Origin of the sequence: Kosakonia sp. CFBP8986, assembly GCF_034044935.1 — a bacterium.
In the GTDB taxonomy this organism is placed as follows: domain Bacteria; phylum Pseudomonadota; class Gammaproteobacteria; order Enterobacterales; family Enterobacteriaceae; genus Kosakonia; species Kosakonia cowanii.
Genome location: NZ_JAXCXB010000016.1, coordinates 1 through 9,894, shown reverse-complemented (window position 1 = coordinate 9,894; position 9,894 = coordinate 1). Strand labels below are relative to the sequence as shown.

The 9,894-nt window shown below is 50.6% G+C and carries 22 protein-coding genes; 1 reads left to right on the top strand and 21 read right to left on the bottom strand.

From position 1 onward, the window contains the following. Positions 1-13 precede the first annotated feature (13 nt). The 18 genes from rplR to rpsJ all read right to left on the bottom strand — a co-directional run bounded on the left by rplR (position 14) and on the right by rpsJ (position 8,041). Entirely contained in the window at positions 14-367 is a 354-nt protein-coding gene (rplR, locus tag SOM48_RS22215; protein ID WP_017460073.1) for a 50S ribosomal protein L18, read from the bottom strand. A gap of 9 nt (positions 368-376) precedes the next feature. Continuing rightward, positions 377-910, bottom strand: a complete 534-nt coding sequence (gene rplF, locus SOM48_RS22210; RefSeq protein ID WP_023479418.1) for a 50S ribosomal protein L6 — start codon at positions 908-910, stop codon at positions 377-379. 12 nt (positions 911-922) lie between these two features. After that, positions 923-1,315, bottom strand: coding sequence for a 30S ribosomal protein S8 (gene rpsH / locus SOM48_RS22205; protein WP_023479407.1), 393 nt, complete (start codon positions 1,313-1,315; stop codon positions 923-925). A 33-nt stretch (positions 1,316-1,348) separates the two neighbouring features. Further along, positions 1,349-1,654: a 30S ribosomal protein S14 gene (gene rpsN, locus SOM48_RS22200; RefSeq protein WP_007369817.1), complete on the bottom strand. Its 306-nt coding sequence runs from the start codon at positions 1,652-1,654 to the stop codon at positions 1,349-1,351. 14 nt (positions 1,655-1,668) lie between these two features. After that, complete coding sequence (gene rplE, locus SOM48_RS22195; protein ID WP_023479410.1) at positions 1,669-2,208, bottom strand: 50S ribosomal protein L5; 540 nt, start codon at positions 2,206-2,208, stop codon at positions 1,669-1,671. Between the two features lie 14 nt (positions 2,209-2,222). Beyond that, positions 2,223-2,537, bottom strand: coding sequence for a 50S ribosomal protein L24 (rplX, locus tag SOM48_RS22190; RefSeq protein ID WP_016538464.1), 315 nt, complete (start codon positions 2,535-2,537; stop codon positions 2,223-2,225). 10 nt (positions 2,538-2,547) lie between these two features. After that, the gene (gene rplN / locus SOM48_RS22185; RefSeq protein WP_023479426.1) at positions 2,548-2,919 is read right to left on the bottom strand and encodes a 50S ribosomal protein L14; all 372 of its coding nucleotides are present in this window, start codon (positions 2,917-2,919) and stop codon (positions 2,548-2,550) included. 165 nt (positions 2,920-3,084) lie between these two features. Continuing rightward, positions 3,085-3,339 carry a 30S ribosomal protein S17 gene (gene rpsQ, locus SOM48_RS22180; RefSeq protein WP_017460070.1) on the bottom strand — a complete coding sequence of 85 codons (255 nt, stop codon included), beginning with the start codon at positions 3,337-3,339 and terminating at the stop codon, positions 3,085-3,087. Then, complete coding sequence (gene rpmC / locus SOM48_RS22175) at positions 3,339-3,530, bottom strand: 50S ribosomal protein L29 (protein ID WP_004388609.1); 192 nt, start codon at positions 3,528-3,530, stop codon at positions 3,339-3,341. Before rpmC ends, rpsQ begins: the two co-directional genes overlap by 1 nt. Then, positions 3,530-3,940, bottom strand: coding sequence for a 50S ribosomal protein L16 (gene rplP, locus SOM48_RS22170; protein ID WP_007369814.1), 411 nt, complete (start codon positions 3,938-3,940; stop codon positions 3,530-3,532). Before rplP ends, rpmC begins: the two co-directional genes overlap by 1 nt. A 12-nt stretch (positions 3,941-3,952) precedes the next feature. Then, positions 3,953-4,654, bottom strand: a complete 702-nt coding sequence (gene rpsC, locus SOM48_RS22165) for a 30S ribosomal protein S3 (RefSeq protein WP_000529945.1) — start codon at positions 4,652-4,654, stop codon at positions 3,953-3,955. A 17-nt stretch (positions 4,655-4,671) separates the two neighbouring features. Beyond that, positions 4,672-5,004 (bottom strand): 50S ribosomal protein L22, encoded by a 333-nt coding sequence (gene rplV, locus SOM48_RS22160; RefSeq protein WP_002919773.1) that lies wholly within the window; start codon positions 5,002-5,004, stop codon positions 4,672-4,674. A gap of 14 nt (positions 5,005-5,018) precedes the next feature. Next, positions 5,019-5,297 (bottom strand): 30S ribosomal protein S19, encoded by a 279-nt coding sequence (gene rpsS, locus SOM48_RS22155; protein ID WP_001138115.1) that lies wholly within the window; start codon positions 5,295-5,297, stop codon positions 5,019-5,021. 16 nt (positions 5,298-5,313) lie between these two features. After that, complete coding sequence (gene rplB / locus SOM48_RS22150; protein WP_023479412.1) at positions 5,314-6,135, bottom strand: 50S ribosomal protein L2; 822 nt, start codon at positions 6,133-6,135, stop codon at positions 5,314-5,316. A 17-nt stretch (positions 6,136-6,152) separates the two neighbouring features. Continuing rightward, entirely contained in the window at positions 6,153-6,455 is a 303-nt protein-coding gene (gene rplW, locus SOM48_RS22145; RefSeq protein ID WP_000617546.1) for a 50S ribosomal protein L23, read from the bottom strand. Further along, entirely contained in the window at positions 6,452-7,057 is a 606-nt protein-coding gene (gene rplD, locus SOM48_RS22140; protein ID WP_023479434.1) for a 50S ribosomal protein L4, read from the bottom strand. The genes rplW and rplD overlap by 4 nt, the downstream gene beginning before the upstream one ends. A 10-nt stretch (positions 7,058-7,067) precedes the next feature. Continuing rightward, entirely contained in the window at positions 7,068-7,697 is a 630-nt protein-coding gene (gene rplC, locus SOM48_RS22135; protein WP_023479430.1) for a 50S ribosomal protein L3, read from the bottom strand. Positions 7,698-7,729: 32 nt separating this feature from the next. Beyond that, a complete protein-coding gene (gene rpsJ / locus SOM48_RS22130) occupies positions 7,730-8,041 on the bottom strand; it encodes a 30S ribosomal protein S10 (protein ID WP_001181005.1) in 312 nt (103 codons plus the stop codon). A 377-nt stretch (positions 8,042-8,418) separates the two neighbouring features. Here rpsJ and SOM48_RS22125 point away from each other — a divergent pair, with 377 nt between their 5' ends. After that, on the top strand, positions 8,419-8,874 hold the full coding sequence (locus SOM48_RS22125; RefSeq protein WP_320513032.1) for a prepilin peptidase: 456 nt from the start codon (positions 8,419-8,421) through the stop codon (positions 8,872-8,874). On the opposite strand, the gene bfr is transcribed toward SOM48_RS22125, so the two are convergent. The 3 genes from bfr to SOM48_RS22110 all read right to left on the bottom strand — a co-directional run. After that, on the bottom strand, positions 8,871-9,347 hold the full coding sequence (bfr, locus tag SOM48_RS22120; protein ID WP_034812713.1) for a bacterioferritin: 477 nt from the start codon (positions 9,345-9,347) through the stop codon (positions 8,871-8,873). The two genes, SOM48_RS22125 and bfr, sit on opposite strands and share 4 nt — an antisense overlap. 72 nt (positions 9,348-9,419) lie before the next feature. After that, entirely contained in the window at positions 9,420-9,614 is a 195-nt protein-coding gene (gene bfd / locus SOM48_RS22115) for a bacterioferritin-associated ferredoxin (protein ID WP_034812717.1), read from the bottom strand. 175 nt (positions 9,615-9,789) lie between these two features. Continuing rightward, positions 9,790-9,894 (bottom strand): EF-Tu C-terminal domain-related protein (locus SOM48_RS22110; protein ID WP_072093990.1); only part of this gene is annotated, 105 nt, incomplete at its 5' end.

The following is a 9,894-nucleotide window of genomic DNA, read 5'->3' as shown; positions in this document are numbered from 1 at the left end:
TTACACCTCTACCTTAGAACTGAAGGCCAGCTTCACGAGCAGCATCTGCCAGTGCCTGGACGCGACCATGATATTGGAACCCGGAACGGTCAAAGGACACATCTTTAATGCCTTTTTCCAGAGCGCGTTCAGCAACAGCTTTACCTACAGCTGCAGCGGCGTCTTTGTTACCGGTGTACTTCAGTTGTTCAGAGATAGCTTTTTCTACAGTAGAAGCAGCTACCAGAACTTCAGAACCATTCGATGCGATTACCTGGGCGTAAATATGACGCGGGGTACGATGTACCACCAGGCGGGTCGCACCAAGCTCTTTGAGCTTGCGGCGTGCGCGGGTCGCACGACGGATACGAGCAGATTTCTTATCCATAGTGTTACCTTACTTCTTCTTAGCCTCTTTGGTACGCACGACTTCGTCGGCGTAACGAACACCCTTGCCTTTATAAGGCTCAGGACGACGGTAGGCGCGCAGATCAGCTGCAACCTGACCGATCACCTGCTTATCAGCGCCTTTCAGCACGATTTCAGTTTGAGTCGGACATTCAGCAGTGATACCCGCCGGCAGCTGATGGTCAACAGGATGTGAGAAACCCAGAGACAGGTTTACAACACTACCTTTAACCGCTGCACGATAACCTACACCAACCAGCTGCAGCTTCTTAGTGAAGCCTTCGGTAACACCGATAACCATTGAGTTCAGCAGGGCACGCGCGGTACCAGCCTGAGCCCAACCATCCACGTAACCATCACGCGGACCGAAGGTCAGGGCATTGTCTGCCTGGTTAACTTCAACAGCATCGTTCAGGGTACGAGTCAGCTCGCCGTTTTTACCTTTGATCGTGATAACCTGACCGTTGATTTTTACATCAACGCCGGCAGGAATGACGACCGGTGCTTTAGCAACACGAGACATTCTTTCCTCCGATTAGGCTACGTAGCAGATAATTTCGCCACCAAGACCAGCCTGGCGCGCTGCACGATCAGTCATAACACCTTTAGAGGTAGAAACAACTGCGATACCAAGACCACCCATAACTTTCGGCAGCTCATCTTTTCTTTTATAGATGCGCAGACCAGGGCGGCTGATACGCTGAATGCTTTCTACCACAGCTTTTCCCTGGAAGTACTTAAGAGTCACTTCCAGTTCCGGCTTGGTGTCGCCTTCAATTTTGAAATCTTCAATAAAACCTTCTTCCTTCAGCACGTTGGCAATTGCCACTTTCAGCCTGGAGGAAGGCATGGTGACCGCAGCTTTGTTCGCGGTCTGACCGTTACGGATACGGGTCAGCATATCCGCGATCGGATCTTGCATGCTCATCTGTCTTTACTCCCGTGATTCAATTGGTGACAATTACCAGCTAGCCTTTTTCAGACCCGGGATTTCACCGCGCATTGCGGATTCACGGACCTTAATACGGCTCAACCCGAACTTCCGCAGGAAACCATGCGGACGACCAGTTTGGCGGCAGCGGTTACGCTGACGAGACGGGCTGGAATCACGCGGCAGACTCTGCAGCTTGAGAACAGCGTTCCAACGATCTTCGTCGGAAGCGTTCACATCAGAAATGATCGCTTTCAGTTCAGCGCGTTTCGCGAAGTATTTTTCAGCTAAAGCTACGCGTTTAACTTCGCGTGCTTTCATTGATTGCTTAGCCATGAAGTAACCCTACCTTACTTGCGGAACGGGAAGTCAAAGGCAGCCAGCAGAGCACGGCCTTCTTCGTCAGATTTCGCAGTAGTGGTAATGGTAATATCCAAACCACGCACGCGGTCGACTTTGTCATAGTCGATTTCTGGGAAGATGATCTGCTCACGGACACCCATGCTGTAGTTACCACGACCGTCGAACGACTTAGCGGACAGGCCGCGGAAGTCACGGATACGAGGTACAGCAATAGTGATCAGGCGCTCAAAGAACTCCCACATGCGTTCGCCACGCAGAGTCACTTTACAGCCGATCGGATAGCCCTGACGGATTTTGAAGCCCGCAACTGATTTGCGCGCTTTGGTGATCAACGGTTTTTGACCGGAGATTGCTGCCAGGTCAGCTGCTGCGTTATCCAGCAGTTTCTTGTCAGCGATCGCTTCACCAACACCCATGTTCAGGGTGATCTTCTCGACCCGAGGGACTTGCATGACAGAATTGTAGCTAAACTCAGTCATGAGTTTGTTAACTACTTCGTCTTTGTAGTAATCATGCAGTTTCGCCATCGTACTACTCCAAATTACTTGATAGTTTCGCTGTTAGATTTAAAGAAACGGACTTTTTTGCCGTCTTCGAATCTAAAGCCTACACGGTCAGCCTTGCCGGTTGCCGCATTGAAGAGTGCAACGTTAGAAACCTGAATTGCAGCTTCTTTTTCAACGATGCCACCTGGTTGGTTCAGGGCCGGAACCGGCTTCTGATGTTTCTTAACCAGGTTAATACCTTCAACAATGATCTTGCCGGAAGACAGAACATTTTTTACTTTACCGCGTTTACCTTTATCTTTACCGGTTAACACGATAACTTCGTCATCACGACGGATTTTCGCTGCCATGACTCGCTCCTTAAAGTACTTCTGGTGCCAGAGAGATAATTTTCATGAACTTCTCAGAACGAAGTTCACGAGTTACCGGCCCAAAAATACGCGTACCGATAGGTTGCTCGCTGTTATTGTTTAAAATAACGCATGCATTACCATCGAAGCGAATGACAGAACCGTCCGGGCGACGAACACCCTTCTTGGTGCGCACCACTACCGCCTTCAGCACATCACCTTTTTTGACCTTACCACGCGGAATCGCTTCCTTGATGGTGATCTTGATGATGTCGCCTACGCCTGCGTAGCGACGGTGCGAGCCACCCAGAACCTTGATACACATTACGCGACGTGCACCGGAGTTGTCGGCGACGTTCAGCATAGTCTGTTCTTGGATCATTTTAGTGCTCCGCTAATGTCAACTACTACTGAAGACCCCAAAATCAGGGTCGATAAAAAGCCCCATATCGAGGGCGCGGCATTATAACACCGCTTCTGTGATATGGGTAGAAAAAATAAACGGCTCATTTCTGAGCCGTTTATTCGTTAGAGAACGCGTACTCTATTACAGAATCGCTTTCTCTACAACGCGAACCAGCGTCCAGGACTTAGTCTTGGACAGCGGACGGCATTCGCGGATTTCAACCACGTCGCCGGTACCGCATTCGTTGTTCTCGTCGTGTACGTGCAGTTTGGTCGTACGTTTGATGAATTTACCGTAGATCGGGTGTTTCACAAAACGTTCGATAGCTACAACAATGGATTTCTCCATTTTGTCGCTAACAACACGACCTTGCAGAGTACGGATTTTATCGGTCATTACGCACCCGCCTTCTCAGTCAGTAAAGTCTTAACGCGTGCGACATCACGACGCACTTGCTTCAACAGGTGAGTCTGTTGCAGCTGGCCACTCGCAGCCTGCATACGCAGGTTGAACTGCTCGCGCAGCAGGTTAAGCAGCTCGGTGTTCAGCTCTTCAACGCTCTTTTCACGCAGCTCTTTTGCTTTCATTACATCACCGTCTTAGTTACAAAGGTGGTTTTAATCGGCAGTTTTGCTGCTGCCAGCTCGAAGGCTTCACGGGCCAGCTCTTCCGGAACACCGTCCATTTCATACAGGACTTTACCCGGTTGAATCAAGGCAACCCAATACTCCACGTTACCTTTACCTTTACCCATACGAACTTCCAGCGGCTTCTCGGTGATCGGCTTGTCCGGGAATACACGGATCCAGATCTTACCCTGACGCTTAACAGCACGAGTCATAGCACGACGTGCTGCTTCGATTTGACGAGCGGTCAGACGACCACGGCCAACAGCTTTCAGACCGTAAGTGCCGAAGCTCACATCCGTGCCCTGCGCGAGACCACGGTTGCGGCCTTTGTGCACTTTACGGAATTTTGTACGCTTTGGTTGTAACATCAGCGACGCTCCTTATTTACGGCCTTTACGCTGCTGCTTTTTAGGTTGAGCAGCCGGTTTTTCCGGTTGTTCAACTGCAGCCATACCACCAAGGATCTCACCTTTGAAGATCCACACTTTAACGCCGATTACACCGTAAGTGGTGTGCGCTTCGGAGGTGTTGTAGTCAATGTCAGCGCGCAGTGTGTGCAGCGGAACGCGACCTTCACGGTACCATTCGGTACGTGCGATCTCAGCGCCACCCAGACGGCCACTAACTTCAACTTTGATACCTTTAGCGCCCAGACGCATGGCATTCTGTACAGCACGCTTCATAGCACGACGGAACATAACACGACGTTCCAGCTGAGAAGTGATGCTGTCAGCAACCAGTTTTGCGTCCAGTTCAGGCTTACGAACTTCGGCGATATTGATCTGAGCAGGAACGCCAGCGATATCCGCTACGACCTTGCGCAGTTTCTCAACGTCTTCACCTTTCTTACCGATAACGATACCCGGGCGAGCAGTGTGAATAGTCACACGGATGCTTTTAGCCGGACGCTCGATAACGATACGAGATACAGACGCTTTCGCCAGTTCCTTCGTCAGGTACTGACGTACTTTAAAATCGCTGTCCAGGTTGTCAGCGAATTCTTTGGTGTTCGCAAACCAGGTAGAGTTCCATGGTTTTACAATACCCAGGCGAATACCATTAGGATGTACTTTCTGACCCATTGCTAGTCTCCAGAGTCTCAGCGATCGGACACAACCACAGTGATGTGGCTGGTGCGCTTCAGGATGCGATCTGCACGACCTTTTGCACGCGGCATAATGCGCTTCATGCTCGGGCCTTCGTCTACGAAAATTTTCGCAACTTTCAGATCGTCAATGTCAGCGCCATCGTTGTGTTCAGCGTTAGCAATGGCAGATTCCAGAACCTTCTTGACCAGTACAGCCGCTTTCTTGTTGGTGTAGGTCAGAATATCCAGAGCCTGCGACACTTTCTTACCGCGAATCAGGTCAGCAACAAGGCGAACCTTCTGAGCAGAAGAACGAGCATGGCGATGTTGAGCTAAAGTTTCCATCTCTTCCTCCTACCTTATTTCTTCTTCGCTTTTTTATCAGCAGCGTGGCCGCGATAAGTACGAGTCGGTGCGAATTCACCCAGTTTGTGACCGACCATTTCGTCGGAAACAAATACCGGAACGTGCTGACGACCATTATGGACAGCGATGGTCAAACCGATCATGTTAGGAAAGATCGTTGAACGACGGGACCAAGTGCGCAGGGGCTTCTTGTCTCCGCTTTCCACCGCTTTCTCTACCTTCTTCAGCAAGTGCAGGTCAATAAAAGGACCTTTCTTGAGAGAACGTGGCATGGCTTATCCTCTAAAATTATTTGCTACGGCGACGTACGATGAATTTATCAGTACGCTTGTTGCTGCGGGTCTTCTTACCTTTGGTCTGAACGCCCCACGGAGTTACCGGGTGCTTACCAAAGTTACGACCTTCACCACCACCGTGTGGGTGGTCGACCGGGTTCATCGCAGTACCGCGAACGGTAGGGCGAATACCACGCCAGCGTGCAGCACCTGCTTTACCCAGAACGCGCAGCATATGCTCAGCATTGCCAACTTCGCCCAGAGTCGCGCGGCAGTCTGCTTCTACTTTACGCATTTCACCAGAGCGCAGACGCAGGGTGACATAAGCACCATCGCGAGCAACGATCTGAACGTAAGTACCAGCGGAACGTGCCAGCTGACCGCCTTTACCTGGTTTCATTTCTACGTTATGAACGGTAGAACCAACCGGGATATTGCGCATCGGCAGGGTGTTGCCTGCTTTGATTGCAGCATCAACGCCAGACTGAATCTGGTCGCCAGCTTTCAGGCCTTTCGGGGCCAGGATGTAACGGCGCTCACCGTCTTTGTACAGAACCAGCGCGATGTTCGCGGAACGGTTCGGATCGTACTCAAGACGTTCAACAACTGCCGGGATACCATCTTTGTTGCGTTTAAAGTCAACAATACGGTAAGCCTGCTTGTGGCCACCACCGATATGACGAGTGGTGATACGGCCATTGTTGTTACGACCACCGGATTTGCTGTTTTTTTCCAGCAACGGAGCAAAAGGTTTGCCCTTGTGCAGCTCAGGGTTAACCACTTTAACTACGTGGCGACGACCCGGAGATGTCGGTTTACATTTAACAACTGCCATTGTATTACTCCTCCGACTTACTCAGCGCCGCCAACGAAGTCCAGATTCTGGCCTTCTTTAAGGGTGACGTAAGCTTTTTTCCAGTCGCTACGACGACCGATACGCTGTCCGTGACGTTTAACTTTCCCTTTAACTACCAGGGTGTTAACGACTTCGACTTCGACTTCAAACAGTTTCTGCACAGCAGCTTTGATTTCTGCTTTGGTCGCGTCTTTTGCAACTTTGAGAACGATGGTATTGGTTTTTTCCATCGCAGTAGACGCTTTTTCAGAAACGTGCGGTGCGCGCAGCACCTTCAGCAGACGTTCTTCACGAATCATGCCAGCATCTCCTCAACTTGCTTAACAGCATCAGCAGTCATTACGACTTTGTCGAAGGCGATCAGGCTAACCGGGTCGATACCAGTCGCATCGCGTACGTCAACCTTGTGCAGGTTACGTGCGGCCAGGAACAGGTTCTCGTCCAGCTCACCGGTGATGATCAGCACATCTTCCAGAGCCATGTCTTTCAGTTTCTGAGCAAGCAGCTTAGTTTTCGGCGCTTCCAGAGAGAACTGCTCGACAACGATCAGACGATCCTGACGTACCAGTTCGGACAGGATGCTTTTCAGCGCGCCGCGGTACATCTTTTTGTTAACTTTTTGACTGTGGTCCTGCGGACGTGCAGCGAAGGTCACGCCACCAGAACGCCAGATCGGGCTCTTAACAGAACCTGAACGCGCACGGCCGGTGCCTTTCTGGCGCCACGGTTTTTTACCGGAACCAGTTACTTCAGCACGGGTCTTCTGAGCACGAGTACCCTGACGAGCACCAGCTGCATAAGCAACAACAACCTGGTGTACCAGCGCTTCGTTGAAGTCACGACCGAAGGTAGTTTCGGAAACAGTCAGCGCGCTCTGCGCGTCTTTCAATACTAATTCCATTGCTATCTCCTCACGCCTTCACAGCTGGTTTAACGATCAGGTCGCTACCGGTTGCACCCGGGACAGCACCTTTAACCAGCAGCAGGTTGCGCTCAGCGTCAACACGTACTACGTCCAGGCTCTGAACGGTTACGCGCTCATTACCCAGCTGACCTGCCATTTTCTTGCCCTTGAACACTTTGCCCGGAGTCTGGTTCTGACCGATAGAACCCGGAACGCGGTGGGACAGGGAGTTACCGTGAGTAGCGTCCTGGGTACGGAAGTTCCAGCGCTTAACGGTACCTGCGAAACCTTTACCTTTAGAGGTGCCAGTTACGTCAACTTTTTTAACTTCAGCAAACAGCTCAACGCTAATGTCCTGACCTACGGAGAACTCTTCACCGTCAGCCAGACGGAATTCCCACAGACCACGACCAGCTTCTACGCCAGCTTTAGCGAAGTGACCCGCTTCCGGCTTGGTTACGCGGTTAGCTTTTTTAGCACCGGTGGTAACCTGGATAGCGCGGTAGCCATCGTTAGCCAGATCTTTAACCTGAGTAACGCGGTTTGCTTCAACTTCGATTACGGTTACTGGGATAGAAACGCCATCTTCAGTGAAGATGCGGGTCATGCCCACTTTTTTACCGACTAAACCAATCATTGTTTCAACCTCTCAATCGCTCGATGACCTGATCAACCCAGGCTGATCTGCACGTCTACACCGGCAGCCAGATCCAGACGCATCAGAGCATCAACGGTTTTCTCGGTTGGCTCAACGATGTCAACCAGACGCTTATGAGTGCGGATTTCGTACTGATCGCGCGCATCTTTGTTGACGTGCGGAGAGATCAGAACGGTAAAGCGCTCTTTGCGGGTCGGCAGCGGGATCGGACCACGTACTTGCGCACCAGTGCGCTTCGCAGTTTCGACGATTTCGGCGGTTGATTGATCGATCAGACGATGATCAAACGCTTTCAAGCGGATACGGATTCTTTGGTTCTGCATGAGACCAGAGCTCCAATTATTTATAGACGAAAATAATTACTCCTCACACCCATTACGATTGATGGGGGAGTGTAATCGTTCTTACGTAGCTCCCCGATTGGGAGCATTGTTAGCGGCAAACATCGTCGCTATGGTTCAGATCGAACCAGCCGTCAATTACGACAAGCCCGCGCATTATACGTAAATCTGGCGCGGACGCAAGTCCAGTTTAGAAATTAAACAGCGGTGCGTGCTGGCTCGCAAAGAGAGTGTCGCCCTTTTTATCATGCATAGAATCTCTGGAAATCAGCTCGCACTCTGCTCACCCTCCCCTTCCCTTGTTCATTCGTATGAAGCACTCTTGCCAGCGGATTGGTAAAGCTTAAGGCAGGGACGCCATGTTTTTTCTCATTATCTATGTCGTATTAAACCTTCTACTTGTCAGGAGTGACCTGCGCTCAAAGCTGCTTCCGGATCGCTACACCTGCCCTCTTCTCTGGACGGGCTTGCTCTGGCACTGTTTATCACGCCCTGATTTTTTGGCAGATGCTGTCGTCGGGGCAATGGCGGGTTATGCAAGTTTTGCAGCTATATACTGGGGATATCGATTATTGCGTGGACGTGAAGGGTTGGGCTATGGCGATGTGAAGTATCTTGCCGCACTCGGCGCGTGGCACGGCTGGCCTGCATTGCCTGCTCTTGTATTTTTTGCAGCACTCTTTGGCTGCTGCGCAGTAGCTTTCACTCTTTGCCGCCACCGTAAATTGCAGGTAATAAAAAACCCGCTGCCGTTTGGACCCTTCCTCGCGGCAGCGGGTTTCGTGGTGGGTTACCCCACGCTAATACGGTTTTAACCTTCGACTTTAATCTGCGACTGAAGGTAATTCTGCATACCAAGTTTAGCGATCAGATCCAGTTCGGTTTCCAGCCAGTCAATGTGGTGCTCTTCGTCGGCAAGAATTTTGATCATCATATCGCGGCTGACATAGTCATGGATGCTGTCAGCGTAGGCGATCGCTTCACGCAGATCTCTCGCACCTTCCAGCTCCAGACGCAGGTCTGATTGCAGCATCTCTTCAACGTCTTCACCAATGCCGAGTTTGCCAAGATCCTGCAAGTTCGGGATTCCTTCGAGAAACAGAATACGCTCGATGTACAAATCGGCGTGCTTCATTTCATCGATGGACTCATGGTATTCAACATCATTGAGGCGGGTCAGCCCCCAGTTCTTGAACATTCTCGCATGGAGAAAGTACTGGTTGATTGCGACAAGCTCATTTCCCAATAATTTATTGAGATAATTTATGATTTTAACATCACCTTTCATTATGTAGTCCCTCCGCTTCCACTCATTGAAGCGTAGATGGGGCTACAGGGATGTCAAAAAAAAGATAGAGCCTCAGGCAATCTCTTTGTATTCCGGCATCTGGGTCAACTCATCCTGCATTATCTCGCGAGCAGCACGAATGCATTTACCACACTGATTTCCTACTGGAACAAACTTGCGGAGTTGCTGGAATGATTGAGGGTGAAACTGGCGCACAGCCTGGCGGATTTTTTTATCACTTACACCATTACACAAACAAACGTACATGGATCACTCCCGTTCACTTAATGCGCAAAGTGTAAATGAGAATGGTTATGATTACAACAGGACAGCGGTACCGGATTTTGCAGAAAAGTGTGAACGGCTGTAATGGAAGGATGGCTGAATAGCAGGCAGCAAAAAGGGCACCGAAGTGCCCTCTTTCAAATTCAAAGCTAACGAATTAGCTCAGAACTTTTGCTACAACGCCCGCGCCAACGGTACGGCCGCCTTCACGGATTGCGAAACGCAGACCATCGTCCATCGCAATCGGGTGAATCAGGGTAAC

Coding starts and splice junctions, on each gene's coding strand:
- bfd (WP_034812717.1), bottom strand. CDS start 9,614: ATGTACGTTTGTTTGTGTAATGGTGTAAGTGATAAAAAAATCCGCCAG.
- rplP (WP_007369814.1), bottom strand. CDS start 3,940: ATGTTACAACCAAAGCGTACAAAATTCCGTAAAGTGCACAAAGGCCGC.
- bfr (WP_034812713.1), bottom strand. CDS start 9,347: ATGAAAGGTGATGTTAAAATCATAAATTATCTCAATAAATTATTGGGA.
- rplV (WP_002919773.1), bottom strand. CDS start 5,004: ATGGAAACTTTAGCTCAACATCGCCATGCTCGTTCTTCTGCTCAGAAG.
- rpsQ (WP_017460070.1), bottom strand. CDS start 3,339: ATGACCGATAAAATCCGTACTCTGCAAGGTCGTGTTGTTAGCGACAAA.
- rpsJ (WP_001181005.1), bottom strand. CDS start 8,041: ATGCAGAACCAAAGAATCCGTATCCGCTTGAAAGCGTTTGATCATCGT.
- rpsS (WP_001138115.1), bottom strand. CDS start 5,297: ATGCCACGTTCTCTCAAGAAAGGTCCTTTTATTGACCTGCACTTGCTG.
- rpsN (WP_007369817.1), bottom strand. CDS start 1,654: ATGGCTAAGCAATCAATGAAAGCACGCGAAGTTAAACGCGTAGCTTTA.
- rpsC (WP_000529945.1), bottom strand. CDS start 4,654: ATGGGTCAGAAAGTACATCCTAATGGTATTCGCCTGGGTATTGTAAAA.
- rpmC (WP_004388609.1), bottom strand. CDS start 3,530: ATGAAAGCAAAAGAGCTGCGTGAAAAGAGCGTTGAAGAGCTGAACACC.
- rplW (WP_000617546.1), bottom strand. CDS start 6,455: ATGATTCGTGAAGAACGTCTGCTGAAGGTGCTGCGCGCACCGCACGTT.
- SOM48_RS22125 (WP_320513032.1), top strand. CDS start 8,419: ATGTTTTTTCTCATTATCTATGTCGTATTAAACCTTCTACTTGTCAGG.
- rplB (WP_023479412.1), bottom strand. CDS start 6,135: ATGGCAGTTGTTAAATGTAAACCGACATCTCCGGGTCGTCGCCACGTA.
- rplE (WP_023479410.1), bottom strand. CDS start 2,208: ATGGCGAAACTGCATGATTACTACAAAGACGAAGTAGTTAACAAACTC.
- rplF (WP_023479418.1), bottom strand. CDS start 910: ATGTCTCGTGTTGCTAAAGCACCGGTCGTCATTCCTGCCGGCGTTGAT.
- rplN (WP_023479426.1), bottom strand. CDS start 2,919: ATGATCCAAGAACAGACTATGCTGAACGTCGCCGACAACTCCGGTGCA.
- rplR (WP_017460073.1), bottom strand. CDS start 367: ATGGATAAGAAATCTGCTCGTATCCGTCGTGCGACCCGCGCACGCCGC.
- rplC (WP_023479430.1), bottom strand. CDS start 7,697: ATGATTGGTTTAGTCGGTAAAAAAGTGGGCATGACCCGCATCTTCACT.
- rplX (WP_016538464.1), bottom strand. CDS start 2,537: ATGGCAGCGAAAATCCGTCGTGATGACGAAGTTATCGTGTTAACCGGT.
- rpsH (WP_023479407.1), bottom strand. CDS start 1,315: ATGAGCATGCAAGATCCGATCGCGGATATGCTGACCCGTATCCGTAAC.
- rplD (WP_023479434.1), bottom strand. CDS start 7,057: ATGGAATTAGTATTGAAAGACGCGCAGAGCGCGCTGACTGTTTCCGAA.